General features: G+C 44.6%; 19 protein-coding genes. All 19 read left to right on the top strand.

The genetic code is table 11. The features are described 5' to 3' along the window. Nucleotides 1-30: 30 nt before the first annotated feature. The 19 genes from clpP to NHH16_RS00265 all read left to right on the top strand — a co-directional run bounded on the left by clpP (nucleotide 31) and on the right by NHH16_RS00265 (nucleotide 24,137). The gene (gene clpP / locus NHH16_RS00355; RefSeq protein WP_262067610.1) at nucleotides 31-612 is read left to right on the top strand and encodes an ATP-dependent Clp endopeptidase proteolytic subunit ClpP; all 582 of its coding nucleotides are present in this window, start codon (nucleotides 31-33) and stop codon (nucleotides 610-612) included. A 2-nt stretch (nucleotides 613-614) separates the two neighbouring features. Beyond that, nucleotides 615-1,877, top strand: coding sequence for an ATP-dependent Clp protease ATP-binding subunit ClpX (gene clpX, locus NHH16_RS00350; protein WP_262067609.1), 1,263 nt, complete (start codon nucleotides 615-617; stop codon nucleotides 1,875-1,877). A 63-nt stretch (nucleotides 1,878-1,940) separates the two neighbouring features. After that, the gene (gene lon / locus NHH16_RS00345; protein ID WP_262067608.1) at nucleotides 1,941-4,247 is read left to right on the top strand and encodes an endopeptidase La; all 2,307 of its coding nucleotides are present in this window, start codon (nucleotides 1,941-1,943) and stop codon (nucleotides 4,245-4,247) included. Between the two features lie 16 nt (nucleotides 4,248-4,263). Next, the gene (yihA, locus tag NHH16_RS00340; protein ID WP_262067607.1) at nucleotides 4,264-4,872 is read left to right on the top strand and encodes a ribosome biogenesis GTP-binding protein YihA/YsxC; all 609 of its coding nucleotides are present in this window, start codon (nucleotides 4,264-4,266) and stop codon (nucleotides 4,870-4,872) included. Further along, nucleotides 4,850-5,977: a sporulation integral membrane protein YtvI gene (ytvI, locus tag NHH16_RS00335; RefSeq protein ID WP_416389381.1), complete on the top strand. Its 1,128-nt coding sequence runs from the start codon at nucleotides 4,850-4,852 to the stop codon at nucleotides 5,975-5,977. The genes yihA and ytvI overlap by 23 nt, the downstream gene beginning before the upstream one ends. 24 nt (nucleotides 5,978-6,001) lie before the next feature. Continuing rightward, nucleotides 6,002-7,261 (top strand): hypothetical protein, encoded by a 1,260-nt coding sequence (locus NHH16_RS00330; RefSeq protein WP_262067605.1) that lies wholly within the window; start codon nucleotides 6,002-6,004, stop codon nucleotides 7,259-7,261. 10 nt (nucleotides 7,262-7,271) lie between these two features. Further along, entirely contained in the window at nucleotides 7,272-8,963 is a 1,692-nt protein-coding gene (locus NHH16_RS00325; RefSeq protein WP_262067604.1) for an ATP-binding protein, read from the top strand. Nucleotides 8,964-9,128: 165 nt separating this feature from the next. Next, on the top strand, nucleotides 9,129-11,117 hold the full coding sequence (gene uvrB / locus NHH16_RS00320) for an excinuclease ABC subunit UvrB (RefSeq protein WP_262067603.1): 1,989 nt from the start codon (nucleotides 9,129-9,131) through the stop codon (nucleotides 11,115-11,117). A gap of 14 nt (nucleotides 11,118-11,131) precedes the next feature. Further along, on the top strand, nucleotides 11,132-13,966 hold the full coding sequence (gene uvrA, locus NHH16_RS00315; protein WP_262067602.1) for an excinuclease ABC subunit UvrA: 2,835 nt from the start codon (nucleotides 11,132-11,134) through the stop codon (nucleotides 13,964-13,966). A 62-nt stretch (nucleotides 13,967-14,028) separates the two neighbouring features. After that, entirely contained in the window at nucleotides 14,029-15,003 is a 975-nt protein-coding gene (mreB, locus tag NHH16_RS00310) for a rod shape-determining protein (protein WP_262067601.1), read from the top strand. 9 nt (nucleotides 15,004-15,012) lie between these two features. Then, nucleotides 15,013-17,232 (top strand): SF1B family DNA helicase RecD2, encoded by a 2,220-nt coding sequence (gene recD2, locus NHH16_RS00305; RefSeq protein WP_262067600.1) that lies wholly within the window; start codon nucleotides 15,013-15,015, stop codon nucleotides 17,230-17,232. Beyond that, nucleotides 17,216-17,911: a ComF family protein gene (locus NHH16_RS00300; RefSeq protein WP_262067599.1), complete on the top strand. Its 696-nt coding sequence runs from the start codon at nucleotides 17,216-17,218 to the stop codon at nucleotides 17,909-17,911. Before recD2 ends, NHH16_RS00300 begins: the two co-directional genes overlap by 17 nt. A gap of 54 nt (nucleotides 17,912-17,965) precedes the next feature. Then, nucleotides 17,966-18,385: a hypothetical protein gene (locus NHH16_RS00295; RefSeq protein WP_262067598.1), complete on the top strand. Its 420-nt coding sequence runs from the start codon at nucleotides 17,966-17,968 to the stop codon at nucleotides 18,383-18,385. Further along, nucleotides 18,363-19,361, top strand: a complete 999-nt coding sequence (locus NHH16_RS00290) for a hypothetical protein (protein WP_262067597.1) — start codon at nucleotides 18,363-18,365, stop codon at nucleotides 19,359-19,361. The genes NHH16_RS00295 and NHH16_RS00290 overlap by 23 nt, the downstream gene beginning before the upstream one ends. A 32-nt stretch (nucleotides 19,362-19,393) precedes the next feature. Next, nucleotides 19,394-20,266, top strand: a complete 873-nt coding sequence (cdaA, locus tag NHH16_RS00285) for a diadenylate cyclase CdaA (RefSeq protein WP_262067596.1) — start codon at nucleotides 19,394-19,396, stop codon at nucleotides 20,264-20,266. After that, nucleotides 20,256-21,527: a CdaR family protein gene (locus tag NHH16_RS00280; RefSeq protein ID WP_262067595.1), complete on the top strand. Its 1,272-nt coding sequence runs from the start codon at nucleotides 20,256-20,258 to the stop codon at nucleotides 21,525-21,527. The genes cdaA and NHH16_RS00280 overlap by 11 nt, the downstream gene beginning before the upstream one ends. Beyond that, nucleotides 21,520-21,786 (top strand): HPr family phosphocarrier protein, encoded by a 267-nt coding sequence (locus NHH16_RS00275; RefSeq protein WP_262067594.1) that lies wholly within the window; start codon nucleotides 21,520-21,522, stop codon nucleotides 21,784-21,786. Before NHH16_RS00280 ends, NHH16_RS00275 begins: the two co-directional genes overlap by 8 nt. Nucleotides 21,787-21,788: 2 nt before the next feature. Continuing rightward, entirely contained in the window at nucleotides 21,789-22,658 is an 870-nt protein-coding gene (locus NHH16_RS00270) for a nucleotidyltransferase family protein (protein ID WP_262067593.1), read from the top strand. A gap of 15 nt (nucleotides 22,659-22,673) precedes the next feature. Next, on the top strand, nucleotides 22,674-24,137 hold the full coding sequence (locus NHH16_RS00265; RefSeq protein ID WP_262067592.1) for a cohesin domain-containing protein: 1,464 nt from the start codon (nucleotides 22,674-22,676) through the stop codon (nucleotides 24,135-24,137). Nucleotides 24,138-24,199: the final 62 nt, after the last annotated feature.

The following is a 24,199-nucleotide window of genomic DNA, read 5'->3' as shown; positions in this document are numbered from 1 at the left end:
TGTTAGATAATTAATAAGGAGGATTTTGCGATGAGTTTAGTACCTTACGTAGTGGAACAAACAAGTCAGGGAGAACGGTCTTACGATATCTATTCAAGATTATTGAAAGACAGAATTATTTTTCTCGGGGAAGAAGTTAACGATGTGAGTGCCAGTATTGTTGTGGCCCAGTTACTTTTCTTAGAGGCGGAAGATCCAGATAAAGACATCAATATCTATATCAATAGCCCCGGCGGCTCAGTTACGGCCGGCATGGCAATCTACGATACGATGCAGTATATTAAGTGTGACGTCTCAACCATGTGTATCGGTATGTGTGCCAGCATGGGCGCCTTCCTGTTAGCAGGCGGGACGAAAGGCAAGCGCCTAGCACTGCCTAATTCCGAGATTATGATTCACCAACCCTCAGGTGGAGCCCAGGGACAAGCGACGGAAATTCAAATCGCAGCTGAGCACATCCTGCGGACGAAACAAAAGTTAAACGAGATTCTTGCGGCTAACACCGGTCAGCCTCTTGAAGTCGTGAAGCAAGATACAGAAAGAGATTATTTTATGTCAGCAGCGGAGGCCAAGGCTTACGGATTAGTCGACGAAGTAATTGAAAAGAGGTAAATATGGCAGGGAGAAATGAAGAGCAAATCAGATGTTCATTTTGTAACAAAACCCAGTCACAGGTCCGAAAGCTGATTGCCGGACCGAATGGGGCCTACATCTGTGATGAATGTATAGATGTATGCTCGGAGATTCTTGAAGAAGAATTAGAATACGGAGATAAGAAGCACTGGAATCCTTATTCAGAGATTAACTTATTAAAACCAGAAGAGATTAAAGAATTCTTAGATGAGTACGTGATTGGTCAAAATGAAGCGAAGAAAGTACTCTCGGTAGCCGTTTATAATCACTATAAGCGGATTATGGCCCAGAAGGACCTAGGGGTAGAGCTTAGTAAGAGCAATATCTTAATGCTTGGTCCTACTGGCTGTGGCAAGACCCTTTTAGCGCAAACGCTAGCCAAGATTCTTAACGTGCCATTTGCTATCGCTGATGCCACGGCGCTAACAGAGGCCGGCTACGTAGGCGAAGATGTGGAGAATATTCTCTTAAAGATTATTCAAGCTGCCGATGGCGACATCGAGAAGGCAGAGTATGGAATTATCTACATCGATGAAATCGATAAGATTACGAGAAAATCAGAGAATCCCTCAATTACCCGGGATGTCTCCGGCGAAGGCGTACAACAGGCCCTTTTAAAAATCGTCGAAGGAACGGTAGCGAACGTACCGCCTCAAGGTGGTCGCAAGCATCCCCATCAAGAGCTTATCCAGATTGATACGACGAATATTTTGTTTATCTGTGGCGGTGCTTTTGAAGGAATCGATAAGATTATCGAACGTCGAGTAAATAAGAAATCAATCGGCTTTGGGGCTGAGATTGCTGATAAGAATAGTGCGTTAATGGACAGTCTTTTGGCACAGGTATTGCCACAGGACTTGGTTAAATACGGTCTGATTCCTGAGCTTGTGGGGAGAATGCCAGTGAATGTAGCGCTATCCCTTTTGCAGGAAAAGGATTTGATTTCAATCTTAACAGAACCAAAGAACTCGCTAGTGAAGCAGTATCAAAAGCTGATGGAACTAGACGATGTAGAAGTAGTTTTCGACGAAGAAGCTTTGACGGAAATCGCGAAAATTTCGCTCAAGCGAAAGACTGGCGCGAGAGGCTTGCGGGCGATTATGGAGAACGTCATGATGGATATCATGTACGAAGCGCCATCGGACCCGGATCTTAAAACTTGCCTAATCACCAAAGAAGTGGTCGAAGGAAAGACAGCACCAAAATTAGAAGCGTTTGCAGAAGTAGAATCTGAAAGCGCTTAAGAGAAGGGCGGGTACAAAACGAAACTTAGTTGTGTACTTGCCTTTTTTGAAAGGAGTATAGATATGCCAGAGCAAATACGATTGCCGATGATCCCTTTAAGAGGGATGGTGATTTTACCGGAAATGGTCACTCATTTCGACGTGAGTAGAGAGCGGTCCTTAAAAGCCTTAGAAGAAGCCATGCAAGGAGAGCAGAAGGTGTTTTTAACGGCGCAAAGGGAGATTGAGACCGAGGTTCCGGAAATAGAAGATGTGTTCGCCTACGGGTGTGTGGCGACGGTGAAGCAGATTATTAAGCTGCCGAATAAAATCAGTCGGGTCTTAGTAGCGGGGGAATACCGCGGCGTGTTAGACGAGATGGTGACAGAAGATGACATCGTCTATGGCATAATCCACGTTCTTGAAGATGTGGACCAGCCAGAGTACTTAGACGAAGAAGCGATGAGACGCAGTCTGATCGATCTTTATAAAGTGTATTTAGGAAGAAATCCGAAAGCGGCTAAGGAGTTGGCTGCTCAGGTTGAAGATATAAAATCGTTACAGGTTGTATTGGATGAAATTGCGGCGAATGTACCTTTTGCGTTAGCTCAGTCGCAAGCCATTCTTGAAGAAAACAGCTTGATTAAGCGCTACGAGCTGATTAGTGAGCTGCTGACCAATGAGGTCCGCATTCAGGAGATTAAAGAGGAAATTCAGAGCAAGGTCAAAGAACGAGTAGATAAGAACCAGCGGGAGTATATTCTCCGGGAGCAGATTAAACTGATTCGCGAAGAGCTAGGAGATGATTCTACGATTAGTGACGCCGATGAATTTAGCGCTGAGGCCGCTAAGCTAAAGGCGCCTCAGGAGGTTAAGGATAAGCTAGCCAAAGAGATTAAGCGGTTCCGCAGCTCGATGAGCTCACCAGCGGAAAGCGGGGTGACGCGCACCTATATCGAAACGCTTTTAGAGATGCCTTGGGATAAGCGAGCCAAGGAGCATAACGATATCGCCTACGCGAAGCAAGTCTTAGATGAGGACCATTACGGTCTTGACCAGGTTAAGGAGCGGATTCTGGAGTATCTAGCGGTGCGTTCCCTAACTAAGAAGGGGGATGCTCCGATACTTTGCTTAGTGGGACCGCCGGGCACTGGTAAAACATCCATTGCCAAGTCGTTAAGCCGAGCCCTTAAGAAACCTTACGTGCGGATTTCCCTTGGTGGTGTCCGCGACGAGGCCGAGATTCGCGGTCACAGAAAGACGTATGTAGGGGCAATGCCCGGCAGAATAGCTACGTCGATTCGCAGTGCTGGCGTAAAGAATCCCTTAATGCTCTTAGATGAAATCGACAAAGTTAGTAACGACTATAAAGGGGATACTTTTTCCGCCCTTTTAGAGGTTCTCGATAGTGAGCAAAATGTTAAATTCAGAGATCACTACCTAGAGGTTCCCCTGGATTTATCAGAAGTACTTTTTATCACCACGGCGAATAGCCTCCAGACGATTCCTAGACCCTTATTAGACCGGATGGAAGTGATCGAAATTAGCAGCTATACCGGGAATGAAAAGATGCATATTGCTACCGAGCATTTATTGCCAAAGCAGATTAAGCGTCACGGTCTAAAGCCAGACCAGTTTACCATTAGTAAGAACGCTCTTTGGTCCTTGATAAATGGATATACGAAAGAGGCTGGGGTCCGTCAGTTAGAAAGACGCCTCGGCGAGCTGTGCCGAAAAGCGGCACGGGAAATGCTAGAGGATAAGAAGAAGGCAGTTCAGATTACCGAACGCAACTTGGTTGCGTACCTTGGTAAGGTGAAGTATAAAGCCCAGCAAAAGAACGGGGAAGATGAAATCGGGATTGTGAGAGGTCTGGCGTGGACGCCGGTAGGTGGCGACACCCTCCAGATAGAAGTGAACGTAATGCCGGGTACTGGTGAGGTCTCCTTAACTGGTCAACTAGGCGACGTGATGAAAGAGTCGGCGAAGACGGGAATCAGTTATTTGCGTTCCGTTGCCGAGCGTCATCAAATCGCTGAAGATTACTTTAAGAAACATGACGTGCATATACATATACCGGAAGGAGCCGTGCCAAAGGACGGCCCTTCCGCGGGAATTACCATGGCTACCGCCATGCTCTCAGCAATTACGGAGAAATACGTGAGAGCGGACCTGGCGATGACCGGCGAAATCACCTTGAGAGGGCGAGTGTTACCAATTGGTGGACTAAAAGAAAAGCTCCTGGCCGCTAAAAATGCGGGAATTATGCACGTGATTATTCCAAAGGAGAACGAGGTAGACTTAGGCGAATTGTCCTCGGAGATTACCAAAGGGCTTACCATCCATCCGGTTAGTACCATGGACGAAGTAGAGAAGCTTGCTTTCGTCTAAAGAAAATGGAGAATGTATGAAAATAAAAAATGTAGAACTTGAAACCGTCTGTGGTATCACCAGTGTCTTGCCAGATAATGAGCTACCGGAAATCGCTTTTGCGGGCAAATCCAATGTGGGCAAATCGTCTCTAATTAACGCGTTGATGAACCGTAAAGCCTTAGCGAGAACTTCTCAGAAACCGGGAAAAACCCAGACGATTAACTTTTATAACATCAATCAGGAATTATACTTGGTGGATTTGCCCGGTTACGGCTACGCAAAGGTGGCAGAGGCCGAGAAGCGAAAGTGGGGACAGCTAATTGAGCGCTACCTCCACGGCTCGAAGCAGTTAAAGGCTCTTTTCTTATTGATAGATATTCGCCACGAACCAGGGACGAACGACAAGGTTATGTACAATTTTATCGTGGAGATGGGGTACAAGCCCATTATTATCGCCACGAAGCTAGATAAGCTGAAACGTTCACAAGTAGCCAAGCACTTAAAACAAATCAAGGTCGGACTAGACTTATTGCCTGAGACCATCCTTATTCCTTTTTCGGCTACTTCGAAGCAAGGGCGAGAGGAGATTTGGGATTTTGTAGACAAGCACGTCCTAGGAGGTGAGGAGATTGTCGACGAATAGATCACTAGGAAAAATACTAATTAGTTTATTTTTTGGAGTTTTAGCGACGGTGCTCTTTGTGCTGGCGGGAGTGGGCGTCTTTAAGTATTTTATGCCCTTTATTATCGGCTGGTTTATTTCCTATATTGCGGGTCCGGTCATCCGTTTTTTGGAAAAAAGAGTGAAAATCGTTAAAAAGATTGGCTCAGCTTTGATTATCATCATTGTTCTTGGCGGGGTAGTTGTGGGCCTTTACTTTATCGGTCTCTTTCTCTACCGGGAGCTTAGCGGCTTGGTCAAAGACCTTCCCGAGATTTACCGCTCAGCATCCTCGGCAGTAGATAATCTGGTGGCATCTCTCAATCAGATAGTAGACGGTTTACCAGGTGGGGTGCAGGAGTCACTGCGAACCTTCGTCAATAATTTCGGTACCTATATTAATGATTTCATTAAGGATTTGGGAACACCGACCTTTCAAATGGCAGGAAACGTGGCCAAGCGCATCCCTAGCATTTTTATCAGCATTATCATTACCGTGATTGCCGCTTATTTCTTCATTGCCGAAAGGGATGAAATTCTGGTATGGTTAAAGAAGGTAGCGCCGCAAGCGATCGTTAACAAGATGACTCTGATTATGGCCAACTTAAAGTTTGCCGTTGGCGGGTATTTTAAAGCTCAGTTTAAGATTATGGGAGTTGTTTTTATTCTTCTAAACATCGGCTTTGTCATTCTTAGTGTGCCGTATTATGTGCTGTTAGCACTTTTGGTAGCGTTTTTAGACTTTCTCCCTTTTTTTGGAACGGGTACGGCCCTAATACCTTGGGCAGTCTACGAGCTAGTAACAAAGGATTATAAAATGGCTATAGGCCTTCTAATTATCTACGGGGTTACCCAACTGGTACGGCAACTCATACAGCCCAAATTAGTGGGGGACAGCATGGGACTTAATCCTCTGGTGACGCTGATTTTTCTCTATATCGGTTACCGAATAGGGGGCGTCTTAGGAATGATTTTCTCTGTGCCAATCGGGATGATTATTATTAATCTATATAAGGCAGGTGGCTTTGACTATCTGCTACAAGACATTAAGGATTTAGCAGCAGCCATTAGCGAGCTGAGAAAATAAGGAGTTAAAAAAGGGGTAATTAATATGCGTTTTCGCAGAATAGGAATGGGGGTTCTCCTAGCACTAGGGATCATACTAACACCGGTAAAGGAAGCAGAAGCGGCGATTGCTAGCGATGCGCCTTTTGAAGGCGTAAGCTGGGAGCTAGCTTTTGAACAGGAAATGGCGGCGGGCATTGTCCAGTCTTTGTGTGTGACGAGGGATTACATCGTTACGCTTGAGAATGTCAATGACGAAGCGGGAACACCGGATATCCTAAGGGCTTATGAAAAAAAAGCACCCTATAATTTGGCAATAAGTATCGATACCATGAATTTTGAGCACTGTAACGGTATGGCGTACAATCCTCAGACCGAAGAGATTGTCGTGGCGCTCTATACCGCCGCCAATCCAGAGAATCGGGGGTGCTTATTCGTTATGGATGCCAATAGCTTTGAGTTAAAAGAAAAGGTGAAAATCGCCGATGACTACAATATTCTCGGAATAGATTATGACGGAGAGCAGGACCGCTATATTATTCAGACCAATAGCGAGGGCGGCTATAGCTTTAAAATTCTAACTAGCGACTTTCAAATCGCGGAGGATTTGGGAGAATACGCTCATACGGCCAAGGGCGATAATTTTCAGGATCTTTGTGTCAGCGGCGATTATATTATCAATTTTCCCTTAACTTTAGGCCTGGGAATCGGTGACTACATGAATGTCTATTCTATCTCCCGCAAAGAGATGGTCTCCAGTAGCCATTTAGACTTTGGCTTTGAAGGGGTTACCTGGGACGAACCAGAGTCACTGTGTGAAATTAGCCCAGGGAAGTTTATGGCCGTAGTAAATGTAAAGACAGCCGAAGGAAAGACCGTGGCTCGCTATTATCAGACTACGGTGCCTTATAACTACGAAGTGAAGGTGGTGGAGAAAACTGCCGAGGAAGAAGAGTTAAAGACCAAGGCTTTTAGCGTTCTTGGTGGTGAAGGCCTGGCATTAAATTTTACGGAGCATAAGGGGTATCACGTCGAGCAGGTCCTGGTTGGCGGGAAGCCGGTGGATTTAGACGAAGACGCCGCAGCTTACAAGTTAAGTAACGTGGGTGCCTCGCAAGTGATAGAGGTGGTTTATGGGAAAAGCGTTTCGCTCGTGCTAGTAATCCTCGGCATTTTAGTAGCCTTCTTTGTTATTAGCACAGGACTATTGCTGTATTACCGGCACTTACAGATTATTAGGCGTCGGAAGTTAAAGAGAGCTAGAAATATGCGGTATCGGTTGCAACAAGAACAAATTATGATATAGGGAGATGACTATGGAAGAAATGCGCATTATTAATACGGTTAATGAAATTTCCGCCGTACTCTTAGGAACCTCAGTTGAGGATTTTGATCAGAATCTGTTCACGTCAATGGGTAGGCTTGGCGAGTCTCTTAAGATGGATCGGGTGTACATTTGGCATAACCACATGGTAGGAGATGAGCTTTACTGCACCCAGATACACGAATGGTCAGGGAATGCGGAACCGCAGCAGGGAAACGAGTTGACGGTATCGGTGCCTTTTCCGGCAGATTGGTACCCTAACTTATCGGCGGACCTTTGTATCAATGGCGTGGTAACGTCCTTTCCAGAATACGAACGAGAGCACTTACAGGCGCAAGGCATCGTTTCGATTCTTGTAGTACCGATCTTTTTATATAATGAATTTTGGGGCTTTATGGGCTTTGATGACTGTCAGAAGGAACGGATATTTACGGATGCTGAAGAAGCGATTTTACGTACCGCCGGCCTATTGTTTGGTCATGCTTGGGTGCGTAATGAGACGACCCTTGATCTGGTGAAAGCCAAAGAAGAGGCTTTAGCAAGCGCCAAAGCAAAGACGGATTTTCTCGCCAATATGTCTCATGAGATTCGGACACCGATTAATGCCATTATGGGGATGGCAGAAATCGCAAGAAAGAGTGAGGATAAAGAACGGGTCGAAGAGTGCCTGGAGCGGATTAAGACAGCCTCCCAGCAGCTCTTATCCATTATTAACGATGTTTTGGATATGAGCAAAATCACCGCTGGAAAGATGACCCTTAGCCACAAACCGTTTAAGCTTAGAGAAGTCATTCAAAATCTGGAGGATATCGTAGCTGCCCAGGTAGCAGAAAAGAACCAAACCTTTGATATTCGCTTTTATGGTGAATTTGCTCCGGTCTTAATTGGTGATGAGGTGCGTTTGACCCAGGTGCTTCTAAATTTGCTCGCCAATGCCGTTAAGTTTACAGGAGAAGGCGGTGCTATTGGACTGACCATTGAAGTAAGCGAACGTCAAGAAGGAAGAGAGAAGTACCAGTTTGTGGTAGCCGATAACGGCATCGGCATCAACGCCGATAGAATCGACGTGCTATTTAGCGAATTTGAGCAAGAAGACCAGAGCACTTCCAGAGAATACGGCGGTACAGGCCTAGGCCTATCCATCTCCAAAGGAATCGCGGCAGAGATGAACGGCCAGATTGAAGTGGAAAGCGAACAAGGAAAAGGAAGTCGCTTTACGGTGACGGTTTGGCTCGAGACGGGTGCAGAAGAACAGATGGATAAGCCAGAGAAGGAGCCAGAGCTAGAGAAAACCGCAAGTTATGATTTTAGCGGCAAGCGGGCCCTACTGGTAGAAGACATGGAGATTAACCGCCAGATTGTTACCGCTATGTTAACGGGTTACGGCTTAGAAATCGAAATTGCGGTTAACGGTCAGGAGGCGGTAGAAAAGATGGCAGCTGCTCCCGAGCGCTATGATCTAATCTTTATGGACTTACAGATGCCGGTGATGGATGGATATGAAGCGACCAAGAGAATTCGTCAAGGCGACTCCCGGCAGAGCAGGCAGATTCCGATTATTGCGATGACGGCCAATGCTTTTGCTGAGGATGCTAAGCGGTGTCTCGAAGCAGGAATGAATAGCCATATCGCCAAACCGATAGATTTTGAAAAGTTGTTGTTAACGATTGCCCAGTATTTATAAATAATAGATTGGTTAAAAAGGCATTCCGATATAAAAGGAGTGTCTTTTATAATTACACGAACAAAAAAGAACTAATGTTCCCTTGTGTCTGTACTTTTACCTATGGCTATGATAAAATATAGAAGATAAAATCGGCTTAAGTGTTTAGCAAAAAGAGAGGTGCCCATGAGTGAAGAACTATTTAAACTGAAATCAGAGTATAAGCCCACTGGCGACCAGCCTCAGGCGATAGAACAACTAGTTGCGGGATTTGCAGAGGGGAATCAAGCCCAGACGCTTTTAGGGGTTACAGGATCAGGTAAGACCTTTACCATGGCAAATGTCATCCAAAGACTTCAGAAGCCGGCGCTGATTATTGCCCATAACAAGACATTGGCAGGTCAGCTCTACGGTGAATTCAAGGAGTTTTTTCCTGAGAATGCTGTTGAATATTTTGTGTCCTACTACGATTACTATCAGCCCGAGGCCTATGTGCCGTCTTCGGATACGTATATCGCTAAGGATTCCTCTATTAATGATGAAATCGATAAGCTGCGCCACAGTGCCACCGCGGCTCTATCAGAGCGTAAAGATGTAATTATTATCGCCAGTGTATCTTGTATCTACGGTCTAGGAAGTCCTATTGATTATCAGGAGATGGTTATCTCGTTGCGACCAGGAATGGAGAGGGACCGTGACGATATTATTCGTAAGCTGATAGAGATTCAGTACGACCGCAATGAAATGGATTTTAAGCGGGGAACCTTTAGGGTTCGGGGCGATGTCTTAGAAGTGTTTCCGGCCTATTCAGGAGACGAAGCTTATCGGGTAGAGTTTTTTGGCGATGAGATAGAGCGCATCACCCAGATCGATGTGTTGACCGGTGAGATTAAGAAAGAGTTAGGTCATATTGCCATCTTCCCGGCTTCTCATTATGTGGTGGCCAAAGATAGCATGGAGCGGGCGATTAAGGCGATTGAAGAAGAGTTAGAAGAGCAGGTGGCCTACTTTAAAAGTGAAGGAAAGCTTTTAGAGGCCCAGCGTATTGCTGAGCGGACGAATTTTGATATCGAGATGCTTAGAGAGACGGGTTTTTGCTCAGGAATAGAAAACTATTCAAGACATTTGACTGGTTTGGCGCCGGGAGTACCGCCTCATACTTTGATTGATTATTTCCCTGATGAATTTATGATTATGATTGATGAGTCTCATAAGACGATTCCTCAGATTGGTGGTATGTATAATGGCGACAGGGCGCGTAAGACCACTCTGGTAGAGTATGGCTTTCGTTTGCCCTCAGCCCTCGATAATAGACCCCTTTCCTTTGCAGAATTTGAAGGCAAAGTGGATCAGCAGTTATTTGTCTCGGCCACTCCTGGGACGTATGAGGAAGAGCATGAGCTTTTACGGGCGGAACAGGTCATTAGACCGACTGGGTTATTAGATCCGCAAGTAGAAGTGCGTCCGGTTATGGGTCAGATTGATGACCTAATCGGTGAAGTGAATAAAGAAATTGCACAGAAGCATAAGATTTTGATTACTACTTTAACGAAGCGAATGGCAGAGGATCTCACTGAGTATATGCGGGAGTTAGGAATTCGGGTGCGTTACCTTCACTCGGATATTGAGACGCTGGAGCGAGCGGAGATTGTTCGGGATATGCGCTTAGACGTCTTTGATGTGCTAGTGGGTATCAACCTCCTAAGAGAAGGATTAGATATTCCAGAGATCACGCTAGTAGCCATTCTAGATGCTGACAAAGAAGGGTTCCTGCGTTCGGGCACATCGCTAATCCAGACCATTGGTCGGGCGGCCCGTAATTCAGAAGGCCGGGTACTGATGTACGCAGATAAGATGACGGACTCGATGAAGCTGGCTATCGATGAGACGAAAAGACGGCGAGAGATTCAGGAGAAGTACAACCAGGAACACGGAATTACCCCTCAGACGATTCAGAAGGCCGTTAGAGACCTGATTAGTATCTCTAAGAAAGTGGCCAGTGAGGAACTTAACTTTAGCAAAGATCCAGAATCTATGAATAAGAAAGAGCTAGAGAAGCTAATAGGCGAAGTCCAGAAGCAGATGAAGAAGGCCGCAGCTGAGCTTAACTTCGAAGCCGCAGCAGAACTTCGGGATAAGCTAATAATATTAAAACAACAATTACAAGACAATTAAAGGACAAGGCGATTATGGCAACGACAGATAAAAAGAAATACATTAAAATTAAAGGGGCAAATGAGAATAATTTAAAGAATATCAGTCTCGATATTCCGCGAAATGAGTTAGTGGTACTGACCGGTGTATCGGGTTCGGGAAAGACTTCACTAGCCTTTGACACAATCTACGCAGAAGGACAAAGACGCTATATGGAATCCCTGTCTTCCTATGCAAGACAGTTCCTCGGTCAGATGGAGAAGCCAGATGTAGAAAGCATTGAAGGGTTATCCCCAGCGATTTCCATCGATCAGAAGTCGACCAATAAGAATCCCCGTTCAACGGTGGGTACGGTAACGGAGATTTATGACTATTTCCGTTTGCTGTACGCCCGTGCCGGTACGCCCCATTGTCCTAACTGTGGGAAGGTAATTGAGCGCCAAAGTGTAGATCAGATGGTAGACCGGATTATGGAATTAAAGGACGGTACAAAGATTCAGCTGATGGCTCCTGTAGTTAGAGGCCGTAAAGGAACTCATGAAAAGATGCTTGATAGCGCTAAGAAGAGTGGCTATGTGAGAGCGCGTGTAGACGGCAACCTTTATGAGCTGACAGAAGAGATTAAGCTAGATAAGAATATCAAGCATAATATCGAAATTATCGTGGATCGCTTGGTGGTCAAAGAAGGGATAGAGAAAAGGCTTTCGGATTCGGTTGAAGATGTCTTACGACTAGCAGATGGACTTCTAGAAGTTGATGTAATTGACGGGGAGCAGTTGAATTTTAGTCAAAGCTTCTCCTGTCCGGATTGTGGAATCAGTATCGACGAAATCGAACCCCGAAGCTTTTCGTTTAACAATCCTTTCGGGGCTTGCCCGGCGTGTGCAGGGCTTGGCTACAAGATGGAATTTGACGAAGACTTAATTATTCCTAATAAAAAACTCAGTATTAACGAAGGTGCGATTGCCGCTATGGGCTGGCAATCCGCTCATGATAAAAAGAGCTTTACCAACGCTATTTTAGTGGCGCTAGCCAAGGAATATAAATTTTCTCTAGATACCCCTTATAAGGATTACCCTAAGAAAATCAGAGACATACTGATTCGGGGAACTGGCGGTAAGGAAGTGAAGGTTCACTACAAAGGCCAGCGGGGAGAAGGGGTATACGATGTGGCGTTTGAAGGCATTATCGAAAACCTAAAGCGTCGTTACCGGGAGACGGGCTCAGAAGTGATCAAGGGCGAATATGAGCAGTATATGCAGATTACCCCTTGTGACGTGTGCCATGGTCAGAGACTTAAGCCGGGCGCCTTGGCTGTTACTATCGGTGGTAAGAATATCGCGGAAGTGACGGCATACTCTATCGAGAGGTTAAAAAAGTATCTCGATAACTTAAAGCTTAGTAAGCAACGAGCGCTAATCGCTGATCAGGTACTTCGGGAAATTCACGCCCGGATTCAGTTTTTAATCGATGTTGGCTTAGACTACTTGACCCTTTCAAGGGCTACCGGTAGCCTCTCTGGCGGTGAGGCGCAGCGGATTCGTCTAGCGACCCAGATTGGCTCGGGGCTAGTGGGCGTCGCCTATATTCTCGATGAACCTAGTATTGGGCTTCATCAGCGAGATAATGGCAAGCTCCTAGGAACGCTGCGTCACTTACGAGATTTGGGCAACTCGGTACTGGTGGTAGAGCACGACGAAGAGACCATGCTAGAGGCAGATTGTATTGTCGATATTGGCCCTGGTGCCGGTGAACACGGCGGTGAAGTGGTAGCGGTGGGAACGGCCAAAGAGATTGAGAAGTGCAAAGATTCGCTGACAGGAGCTTATTTAAGCGGAAAGATTACTATTCCGGTGCCGAAGACGCGGATGAAGCCTACCGGCACGCTAAAGATTAAGGGAGCCAAGCAGAATAACCTAAAGAATATCGATGTGAACATTCCACTAGGAGTCATGACTTGCGTTACCGGGGTCTCCGGCTCAGGTAAAAGCTCGCTCATTAATGAGATTTTATACAAAACCTTGGCAAGAGACTTAAATCACGCCCGAACAATTCCCGGTAAGCATCGCAGTATGGAAGGTATAGACCAACTTGATAAGGTAATCAATATCGATCAGTCACCGATAGGCCGGACGCCTCGGTCAAATCCAGCTACTTATACAGGGGTTTTTGATTTGATTCGTGACTTATTTGCTGCCACTCCAGATGCCAAGGCAAAGGGCTATAAGAAGGGACGCTTTAGCTTTAACGTAAAAGGGGGACGCTGTGAGGCCTGTAGTGGTGACGGGATTATCAAGATTGAGATGCATTTCTTACCTGATGTCTATGTACCTTGTGAAGTGTGTAAAGGAAAGCGGTATAACCGGGAGACTTTAGATGTAAAGTACAAAGGGAAAAGCATTTATGATGTCTTGCATATGACGGTGGAAGAGGCGGTTACGTTCTTTGAGCCGGTGCCTAGCATTAGCCGGAAGCTACAGACCCTTTATGATGTGGGGCTAGGATACATCCGCTTAGGACAGCCTTCCACCACCTTATCTGGGGGCGAGGCCCAGCGGATTAAGTTGGCTACGGAGCTTAGTCGTCGTAGTACCGGCAAGACCATCTATATTCTCGATGAGCCAACCACGGGTCTACATTTTGCAGATGTTCATAAGTTGACGGAGATTCTCAAGCGGCTTTCTGCTGATGGGAATACGGTGGTGGTTATCGAACATAACTTAGATGTGATTAAGACAGCGGACTATATTATTGATATTGGCCCAGAAGGCGGCGATAAAGGTGGTACGGTGATTGCTAAGGGTACGCCAGAAGAAGTTGCTAAAGTTCCGGCTTCCTATACAGGAGCGTATATTGCCAAAATGCTATAGTTATGAATAAGGATTTGTGTTAGAATAAAAAGTACTTATTTTGAATATTAAGAGGAAGAATAATGGCAATTAACATAGGAATCGATATGGGTACTTCTAGTACCTTAATCTACGTAAGAGGCAAGGGTGTGGTGTTAAAGGAGCCAACCATTGTCGCTTTTGACCGGGACACCAATAAAAGTCGAGCGTTCGGTGAAGAGGCCAGAGCGTTATTAGAACGGGCTTCTGGCAGCATCATCGCCATCAGACCGCTACAAAAGGGAGCTATTGCGGATTATACTGTGGCCGAGGAGATGCTAGGTTACTTTATCAGCAAGGCGCTGGGTAGAAGGACGCTTTCAAAACCCAATATCTATATCAATGTACAAGAGCACGTAACCGAGGTAGAGCGTAAGGCAGCGATTGAGGCGGCGTATGGTGCGGGAGCTCGGGATGTGGTAGTGGTCCGTGAACCGATTGCGGCGGCAATCGGTATCGGTCTTGATATGGCCAAACCCTTCGGTAATATGCTGGTGGATATCGGTGGTGGAACCACCGATGTAGCGATTGTCTCCTTAGGGGGCGTGGTGGCTAGCGAATCGGTTAAGGTAGCCGGCAATGATATGGATGAAGCCATCCTACAGTATATTAAGCAGACCCACGATGTGGTAATCGGCGAGAAGATGGCTGAAGATATTAAGATTAAGATTGGCTCGGCCTTCCCTTTAATTGAAGACGAATTTATGATTGTCACGGGACGAGACGTCAACTCAGGCTTGCCGCGAGAAGTGGAGGTTACTTCTGGAGAGATTGAAAGCCTAGTAGTAGAAAAGGCCAATCTGATTATCGATACGATTATTAGCGTACTGGAGCAGGCTCCCCCGGAGGTGTCTGTCGATATTCTTGAACGGGGTATCATTTTAACCGGCGGCGGTTCTTTGCTTCGGGGCTTGGACGAGTTAATCGAAGAGCGGACAGGTATTCATACGGTTAAAGTAGAAGAACCACTGCTGGTAATTGCCAAGGGAACGGGCCGGTATTCGGAAGTAATGGAGTAAGAAGGCGCTATGGAGACAGTCAAAGGCTACGTAGATCATATTATATATCGCAGCGAAGATACCGGATATTCGGTGTTTATATTAGAAAATAAGGATGGAGAATCAACTTGCGTCGGCAACTTTCCGGTGATTGAAGAAGGTGAGCTATTAGAGCTTGACGGCGAGACGGTTCTGCATCCTTCTTACGGTACCCAGTTTAAGGTGAAGGAGTCTAGAAGGTGTGAACCGGACGATCTCCACAGTATGGAAGTGTATTTAGGCTCGGGTACTATCAAAGGGTTAGGTGCCGTGTTAGCCGGTAAGATTGTGGAACATTTCGGTGAGGAAACCTTTAAGGTTATCGAGGAAGAGCCAGAGCGTCTAGCGGAGATTAAAGGAATTAGCGGCAAAAAAGCGATGGAAATCGCGTTCCAAATGGAGAGCAAGAAGGAGCTGCGACGAGGCATGATCTATTTGCAGAAATTCGGTATCAGTACGAATTTGGCAGTAAAGATCTACAAAGAGTACGGTGAGAGTGTCTACAATGTGATTGAGGAGAATCCATATAAACTGGCGGAAACGGTGGATGGCATCGGCTTTAAAATCGCCGATCAGATTGCCATAAACGCGGGCTTTAGACTAGATTCCGAGTTTCGCATCCAAAGTGGCATTCTTTATGCCTTGCAACAAGGCATAGCTAGTGGTAGTGTCTATATGTTAGAAGCAGAATTAATGGGGCTAACAGCCAGCCTTTTGGAGGTGGAGCTTTCGGAAATCACCCGCTTTTTAATGGATCTTGCTATCGATAAAAAAATTGTTATTAAGGATGAAGAGGGCGGTAAAAAGATTTATCTATCTCATTTTTATTATATGGAATTAGAGGTAGCTGCAAGACTGAAGGAATTAGATCAGAAATTCTCGATTGACCAAGAACGGGTGAGTGAAGACATTAAGAAAATAGAAAAGGAAGCGACCACCGTCCTTGATGAAACTCAGCAGCTAGCAATTCTTCGAGCGATGGAAAATGGGGTTAGTATCTTAACCGGTGGTCCGGGAACGGGAAAGACGACCACGATTAGCACCATGATTCGCTTATTTATAGAAAATGGTTTGGAAGTACTGCTAGCAGCGCCTACGGGAAGAGCAGCTAAGCGAATGAGTGAAACCACAGGCTATGAGGCAAAGACGATTCACCGTCTTCTTGAAGTTAGTGGGGCGCCAGAGGGAAGAGGCAGTAGCTTTTCAAGGAATGAGGAGAATCCCTTAGAGGCAGATGTTATCATCGTTGATGAGATGTCCATGATCGATATCTCACTGATGCATTCGCTGCTTAAGGCTGTTCTTAAAGGCTGTCGCTTGGTATTTGTCGGCGACCGTAACCAATTGCCCTCAGTAGGAGCGGGGGCGGTGCTCGAAGATATGATAAAAGCAGATCAGTTTGCGACCACCACTCTCGAGAAGATTTTTCGCCAGGCTAGTAAGAGCGATATCGTCGTAAACGCCCACAAGATTAATCGCGGGGAAGAGGTTATGCTAGATAATAAATCTGCGGATTTCTTTTTCTTAAAGCGGTATGATCCCCGGGTGATTGTGGCGGTGATTATTCGCTTGATTACAGAAAATCTTCCCCAGTATCTGAAGCTCTCACCGCTTGACATCCAGGTGATTACCCCGACGAGAATAGGCGCAGTAGGTGTGGAGCAGTTAAATGTGGCTCTCCAGGAGCGACTTAACCCACCGACAGCCGGGAAAGCTGAAAAGAAAGTCAGCTTTGGGGTTCTCCGAGTTGGCGATAAAGTCATGCAAACAAAGAATAACTATCAGCTAGAGTGGCAAGTCCGCACGAAATTTGGCTTAACTATCGATAAAGGGGTGGGGATTTTTAATGGCGACATCGGCATTGTCAAGAGAATCGACAACTACCAAATGGAAGTCGAGATCGAATTTGACGATGAGCGGGTGGTGTCTTACCCTTTTGGCAATCTAGATGAACTGGAACTGGCTTATGCGATTACGGTGCATAAGTCTCAAGGCAGCGAATATCCAGCGGTCGTTATGCCTATGTATAGCGGTCCGCGAATGTTAATGCACCGCAATCTTCTTTATACGGCGATCACGAGAGCGAAGAATTTAGTCACCTTAGTAGGGGATGAAAAGGTTTTTGCCCAGATGATTAGCAATGAGTATATCAGCGAACGAAACACGTCTTTGTCAGAACGAATCCAAGAACTATATGAAGAATATCAGTAAGCTTTTATGGCCTACCACCTGTCCCTTTTGCTTTCAGGCAAATCGGACAGGCATTTGTGCCGCCTGTAAAGTGCGGCTTGTTGCCCTAGAGATTCGGGAGACTGGGTGTGCTTTGTGCTCGAAAGAGCTTTCAGATGAGGAGAACGAATTATGCTGTGATTGTCAACGAGAAGGGCGTTATTTTGATGGGGGCACAGCGCTTTGGCGCCACGAACTACCGGTTTCCAAATCCCTTTACTATTTTAAATATAAGAATATGCGGTTCCTTGTAGGGGATTATGTGGGTAATCTGCTTTGTCGCAAGGAGCGAATTTTAAAGGAGTGGTGCGTGGATTTGATTGTTCCTGTGCCCCTTAGTCAAAAAAGAAGAAAAAAACGAGGGTACAATCAAAGTGAACTTATCGCCAGACAACTGGGAGAGCGAATGGGAATTCCAGTAAAGGAGATAGCCAAGCGAACCAAGGAGACGCGTCCTCAGCGAACATTAGACCGCAAAAGGCGTAAACGAAATGTAGCAGGGGTGTTTGAAGTTACCGAGGAAGTTAAAGAAAAGCGGATCTTGATTGTCGATGATATTTATACTACAGGGGCGACCATCGATGAACTCAGCCAAGAAATGAAGAAAAGAGGAGCAAGCAAGGTCTATTTTTTGACCGTATCTATTGGACAAGGAAACTGATTTTTGCTATAATTTGAATAGTGTGTAAATCATTCGATTTCAGGAGTAAACCATATGATAGATAAACGAAAAGTACAGCTATTAACAAAGCTTTCTATGTACGAGAAAAACGAAGGCAAGGAAGATATCAAAGTTAGCGACTATTACCGGAAGGATTACATTAGTTATAATGTGATTGCTCAGCTACTTTGGATGACCCTTGCTTATGTTATGATTTGGGCCTTGGTAGCACTCATCATTCTTCAAGGAAGCAAGGAAAATCTAGATCTAACGCTGATGATTATCTTAGGACTGCTTGCCTTAGGCGGATATCTTATACTACTGTTAGTATATGGTATTGGTTCGTATCAGTTCTATAGTAAGAAACACGCACGCGCAAGACACCGTGTGAAGCAGTATAATAACGGTCTTATTAGATTACTAAGGATATACGAAAGGGAGAATAAGGGAAATGGAAAACGTACTGAAAATTAAAGGCAGGATTCAAGAAATATACGGAGAGCATACGGGACTTATCGACCGCGCAATTAACGTTATCCTGGCTCTGCTTACCTTTTATTTTATCAATAGTAAAATCGGCTATATGAAGATGGCGGCTTCACCTTTTGTAGCCGTTGGCTTAGCACTTATCTGTGCCTTTTTACCAAGAGGCTTTATCGTCCTAATTGCTTGTGGCTTGATACTGGCCCATGCCTCAGCCCTTTCCTTAGGAGTCATGGGGGTTACCGCAGGGATATTTGTGGTGATGTACGCCTTATACTTTCGCTTATCGGGCAGTGTCCTTCTAGTGGCACTTTTATCGCCTTTAGCGTTTATGCTTAAAGTTCCCTATCTAATTCCGATTGTCTTCGGCTTGACAAGTGTACCAGTTGCTGCTATCCCCATGTCTTTCGGAACGATTGTCTTTTACATGATAGCTTACTTGCAGAAGTCGGGAGCAACGCTTAAGGAAAAGAGTTTGATGGATGGCGTCATAAAGTATGCCAAGGGCGTCTTTATGAATAAAGAAATGTATGTGATGCTAATAGCGATGATTGTCTGCTTTTTCGTTGTATATACGGTGCGCCACCTAGCCATTAATTACGCTTGGAAGGTAGCGATGATATGCGGGGTACTAGCCAATCTTATTATTGTCACTGCCGGTAAAGTTACTCTTAAGTTAGATTTATCAGCAATGTGGATGATTGTAGGAAACTTACTAGCGATAGCTATTAGTTTGGCCCTTGAGCTATTCTTCTTTTCGGTAGACTATAGTAGAAGAGAAAACTTGGAGTTTGAAGATGATAATTACGTCTACTACGTAAAGGCGATTCCTAAAGTGGCAGTTGCTGCTAAGCAAAAGAGCGTGCGGACCATTAATAAGAGCCAAACGACGGCAGAAAGCGACCCATCAAGTGTAGATGAAAGAACGCGAGTGTTAAGCGAGGGAGCAGTTTCCGAAAAGAAATAAACAGAAATTTGTGACAGAAAAGGGGTGTCGAAATGGGTCAGTTTATTAATAACTTTATATTGAAATATTTTGATACTTCTTTGTATTTCCCCTCGATTAGATGGGTGGATATTTTGGAGATTATTATCATTACGATTCTAATCTACCAGTTAATCAATTGGATTAATAACACGAAAGCCTGGATGCTTCTAAAAGGGATTCTGGTAATGGCAGTTTTTGTACTGGTTGCGTATCTATTAGAGATGCATACCATTCTCTACATTGTGAAACACTCGGTAACGGTGATGGCAACGGCTGCCATCGTAGTTTTCCAGCCGGAGCTTAGAAGAGCGTTAGAGAAATTAGGGGAAAAGCAGTTCCTGTCATCGGTGCTGGCCCTTGATAAGAATACTCAGGCAAGATTTAACGACGAGACGAAAGAAGATATTATCGCTGCTTGCTTTGCTATGGGAAGGGTAAAGACGGGAGCGCTTATTGTGGTGGAGCGAGCTATTCAGCTGACCGAGTATGAAAGTACGGGAATCAAGGTGGACGCGGTGCTTTCTAAGCAACTATTGCTTAATATATTTGAACACAATACACCTCTTCACGATGGGGCGATTATTGTGCGTGGCGATCGCATTGTAGCAGCAACCTGTTATCTGCCCCTTTCTGATAATACGGCTATTAGTAAAGAGTTAGGCACGAGACACAGAGCCGCCCTAGGACTTACGGAGGTTAGCGATGCGGTAGTAATTGTGGTGTCCGAAGAGACAGGGAATGTGTCTCTAGCTAGTGGCGGCGATTTATATCGCAATATCGATGAAACATTGTTACGGGATAAGCTGACCGAGTTACAGGCGAAGATGACGAAAGAAAATAGAATACTGAAATTCATCAGAAGGAGGAAGGCTAATGAGAGATAAACTTCTTAATAACTGGAAACTTAAGCTACTAGCCTTCGTAATCGCCTTCTTTATGTGGTTTATTATAGTGAATACAGATAATCCTGAGCAGACAAAAACCTTTAGTGACTTTAAGGTGGAGGATATTCACGGAGAGACCCTTAGAGAGAACGGGATGGAGTATAAGAAGACGGGCAATGATGTGGTCAACGTGACGATTAAAGCAAAGCGAGAGACCATGCGTAAGATTAGCAAAGCGGATATTACCGTAGTAGCGGATATGCGGGAGCTAACAGCGAAATCCTTGGTACCTTTAGAAGTAATTGTCAAAGGATATGAGGATAATGAAAGCGTGGTAGCAACGGCAACCCCAGGAAATCTGCTGGTGGAGATAGAGAACCAGACGACCCAGAGCTTTCCGTTAACGCCGTCACCGACAGGTGAAGTCAGTTCCGGGTATGTACTACTTGAAGGGGAAATGAAGGTAGAGCCAGAATCGATTAAATTCCAAGGTGCCGAGTCAGAGATTGGCAATATTGGTAAAGTGGCGGCTGAGGTTAATGTGACCGGCCTGTCAAAAGAAACCACTTTGCCGGCGAAGATTCGCGTGTACGACCATAACGGCGAAGAGATGGATATGACTACCTTGACGACCACTACGAAAGATGAGGATGTTAAGGTTACGGTTAAGCTATTACATAAGAAAAAAGTACCTCTTAATTTCGATACCTCGGAGGTGAAAGTGAAAGATGGCTACCATAACGGCGGTATCAGCTATGAGCCAAAAGAGATTGAAATTGCGGGAACGAAAGAGGTTATCAATAAGATTGAACAGATAGATATTCCGGCTTCGGCGCTAAAAACGGAAGAATTAACGGAAAAGACGGAGTATACTATAGATATAACCAAGTATTTACCAGAAGATGTAGAGTTAGTAGATAAAAATATGGGCTCAGTAGTGGTTACTGTTACGGTGGATGAGCCAGGCACGAAGCGGATGGAAGTAGCCACGACCGCTATAACGGCTGTTAATTTAAAGAATGATCTGGCTTATGAGTTTGCCAAGGATGTAAATGTAGAGATTATTCTTAAAGGTGAGGAAAAAGAATTAGAAAAAATCACAACATTAACGGGCAAGGTAGTGGTGGATTTGACGGAGTTTACGGAGCCAGGAACGTATGTGGTACCGATTCAGGTGAACGATTTACCGACAGGCATTACCTATAAAGAAATAAGTATTGAAATTACGATTTCAGAAAGTGTGGAGGAGAATAATGGTTAATCAGAAGGTAAGAATTATAAATACGACGGGACTGCATTTGCGTCCAGCGGGAATTTTTTGCAACACGGCAGGAAGGTTTAAGTGTAAAGTGGCATTTAAATACGCAGGTGATTCGGAAGCCAACGCCAAAAGCGTCCTAAGTGTCCTTGGCGCTTGCATAAAGAAAGGTGACGAAATAGAGCTTTTCTGTGAAGGCGAGGATGAAGAGGAAGCGTTAGCAGCAATGGTTGAGGCAATAGAAAGTGGTTTGGGAGAATAGTTATGAAGGAAATATCTCTAGTGATTATGGCGGCAGGTATAGGAAGTCGCTTTGGTGGCGGGATTAAGCAGCTAGAGCCAGTTGGCCCAAAGGGAGAATTGATTATCGATTATTCGATTGATGACGCTATTAAGGCTGGGTTTAATAAGGTGGTCTTTGTGATTCGTAAGGATCTAGAAAAAGACTTTAGAGAAGTGATCGGTGATCGGACCGAGAAGAAAGTAAACACAGCTTATGCTTTTCAGGAAATCGATGATATCCCTAGTGAGTATAGCGAGTTAGCAAAAGCGCGCAAAAAACCTTGGGGTACAGGACAAGCAATTCTTTGCTGTAAAGAGCTAGTAACAGGACCTTTCTTAGTTATTAATGCCGATGATTTCTATGGCTATGAAGCGTATGCCAAAGCGTTTGCATATCTAAGTAGTGATATGAGAGGGAGTGATGCTTGTTCGGTAGCCTTTAAGCTTAAGAATACACTTAGTGAAAATGGCGGCGTGACTAGAGGCGTCTGTGTTACGAAAGAGAATATCCTAGAAGATATCAATGAAACAAGTGGTATTAGAAAGAGTGCAGACGGTATTATTCGCGACGAAGACGGAAACGAGCTAGGAGCAGACACCGTGGTGTCCATGAATATGTGGGGGCTAAAGGCAGAGATTATGAAAGAGTTAGAGACTCGTTTTACTCAGTTCTTAGCCAATCAAGAAATCGGTGATACGAAAGAATTCCTTTTACCAATTGTTTTTGACGAGATGATTAAGAAGGAGAACTTCAAAATCGAGGTTTTGCAGACGAATGACCGCTGGTTTGGGGTTACTTATCAAGAGGATAAAGAGTCTGTTCAAGAGGAGTTACAAAAAATATTACAGTAAGGGAAGGAAATCTAAATGAGAAAACTTCAAAAAACATTTTTATCAATTGTACTTATTGCGTTTTGTATTGTTAATGTGAAAATAAATGTCTTTGCTGCTAGCAACCTTTACTTTGATGATCCAACAGTAAGGGTAGGCGAAGAAATAAGTATACGCATTTTCGTTAGCGAGCCGGAAAATGTAACGGATGGTAAGGGGACGTTACAATATGATACCTCTATGTTAGAGTTTGTAAGTGGAACGAATGCATCTGCGTCTGGTGGGAGTATTGTTCTGGAGGGAACAAAGAACGGTGAGGGAAAGTTGGAATTTTATATTGTCTTGAGAGCGCTAAAAACAGGTACAACGACAATTGCACCAACGGACTTCACTGCGACCAATAATGGTAGTGCGGTTGATGTGGTTTTAGGCAATTCGACGGTTACAATCGAACAGGGAGCAAATGGTGAGACGGAAGTAGCGCCAACAAGTGTATCACCGACAACGGAGACGGGAACTACTATAGATATTGGCGGAGTAAAATATTCTATCGCTCAGGACTTTGAAGATATTCAGATACCAGAAGGGTTTGTCGCTTCTGAGGTTAGTTTTGAGGGTGCACAAGTTAGGTCGGTTAAACAAGAGAATGGTAGTGTAGAACTGCTTTACCTTATGTCGGATACGGGGGATAAAAATTTCTTTGTATATGATACAGAAGATGGATCTTTTTGTCCTTTTGAACAAATATATTTGACAGATGATTCATATATTATTCTGCTAGATGATGATGCTAAAGGCCTTCCTTCCTATTATGAAAAAACACAGATGACCATTAATGGCAAAGATTTTCCGGCGTGGCAAAATACAAAATATCCAGATTTTTTTGCAGTTTCAGCAGTTAATAGTACCGGAGAAAAAGGGGCGTATAGCTATGATTCTGTGGCGGGTACGTATCAACGCTTTATAAATGTCCCAGTGGAAGAAAATGCTTCTAGTAGTCAGCTGATAAAGCTACTCCAGAATTATGAAGGGATTTTACCTTTTGCTCTCGCGGCTGTTGTTCTTGTTGTGTTTTTACTATTCATTTTCTTAATTATTCTAGGGGTTAAGTTGCGTCATCGTAACCTAGAACTTGATGATTTGTATGATGAATATGGAATTGAAGATGAGGAAGAGAATGAAGAACAGAAACCGAAGAGTAAGGCGAAACGTCAAAAGTATGAAGAAGATGAAATAAGTACTTACGAGGATAGTGACTTTGAAGACGATGATTTTGAAGAGGATGCCGATCTTTTTTCTTTTGATGACGATTTTGAAGATGATGAATTTAGCGAAACTGAGGAAATGGATTTTGATATAGATGACATAGATGGCAGTGAGGAATTGGAGGATTTGCGTCAAGATCTAGAGTTAGATGGAGATGAGGTTCAATCTCAACTAAGAAAGAAAGATCAAAGTAGTCGAAAGGTATTTGATACGGATTTTATTGATTTAGATTAGTTGTTTGCATAAGGGGATGCTTAACGGCGTCCCCTTATGCTGTGACAGAGGAGGTTAATGAT

Source organism: Ohessyouella blattaphilus, assembly GCF_024721265.1.
In the GTDB taxonomy this organism is placed as follows: Bacteria; Bacillota; Clostridia; order Lachnospirales; family Lachnospiraceae; genus Aequitasia; species Aequitasia blattaphilus_A.
This window is presented reverse-complemented; position numbering and strand designations above follow the sequence as displayed.

Excerpts from the sequence above, each read along its gene's own strand:
- clpX (WP_262067609.1), top strand. The coding sequence starts at position 615 with ATGGCAGGGAGAAATGAAGAGCAAATCAGATGTTCATTTTGTAACAAA.
- NHH16_RS00280 (WP_262067595.1), top strand. The coding sequence starts at position 20,256 with ATGAGAGATAAACTTCTTAATAACTGGAAACTTAAGCTACTAGCCTTC.
- recD2 (WP_262067600.1), top strand. The coding sequence starts at position 15,013 with ATGGAGACAGTCAAAGGCTACGTAGATCATATTATATATCGCAGCGAA.
- uvrB (WP_262067603.1), top strand. The coding sequence starts at position 9,129 with ATGAGTGAAGAACTATTTAAACTGAAATCAGAGTATAAGCCCACTGGC.
- uvrA (WP_262067602.1), top strand. The coding sequence starts at position 11,132 with ATGGCAACGACAGATAAAAAGAAATACATTAAAATTAAAGGGGCAAAT.
- NHH16_RS00265 (WP_262067592.1), top strand. The coding sequence starts at position 22,674 with ATGAGAAAACTTCAAAAAACATTTTTATCAATTGTACTTATTGCGTTT.
- NHH16_RS00270 (WP_262067593.1), top strand. The coding sequence starts at position 21,789 with ATGAAGGAAATATCTCTAGTGATTATGGCGGCAGGTATAGGAAGTCGC.
- NHH16_RS00290 (WP_262067597.1), top strand. The coding sequence starts at position 18,363 with ATGGAAAACGTACTGAAAATTAAAGGCAGGATTCAAGAAATATACGGA.
- NHH16_RS00325 (WP_262067604.1), top strand. The coding sequence starts at position 7,272 with ATGGAAGAAATGCGCATTATTAATACGGTTAATGAAATTTCCGCCGTA.
- NHH16_RS00275 (WP_262067594.1), top strand. The coding sequence starts at position 21,520 with ATGGTTAATCAGAAGGTAAGAATTATAAATACGACGGGACTGCATTTG.
- NHH16_RS00330 (WP_262067605.1), top strand. The coding sequence starts at position 6,002 with ATGCGTTTTCGCAGAATAGGAATGGGGGTTCTCCTAGCACTAGGGATC.
- NHH16_RS00295 (WP_262067598.1), top strand. The coding sequence starts at position 17,966 with ATGATAGATAAACGAAAAGTACAGCTATTAACAAAGCTTTCTATGTAC.
- NHH16_RS00300 (WP_262067599.1), top strand. The coding sequence starts at position 17,216 with ATGAAGAATATCAGTAAGCTTTTATGGCCTACCACCTGTCCCTTTTGC.
- clpP (WP_262067610.1), top strand. The coding sequence starts at position 31 with ATGAGTTTAGTACCTTACGTAGTGGAACAAACAAGTCAGGGAGAACGG.
- yihA (WP_262067607.1), top strand. The coding sequence starts at position 4,264 with ATGAAAATAAAAAATGTAGAACTTGAAACCGTCTGTGGTATCACCAGT.
- lon (WP_262067608.1), top strand. The coding sequence starts at position 1,941 with ATGCCAGAGCAAATACGATTGCCGATGATCCCTTTAAGAGGGATGGTG.
- cdaA (WP_262067596.1), top strand. The coding sequence starts at position 19,394 with ATGGGTCAGTTTATTAATAACTTTATATTGAAATATTTTGATACTTCT.
- mreB (WP_262067601.1), top strand. The coding sequence starts at position 14,029 with ATGGCAATTAACATAGGAATCGATATGGGTACTTCTAGTACCTTAATC.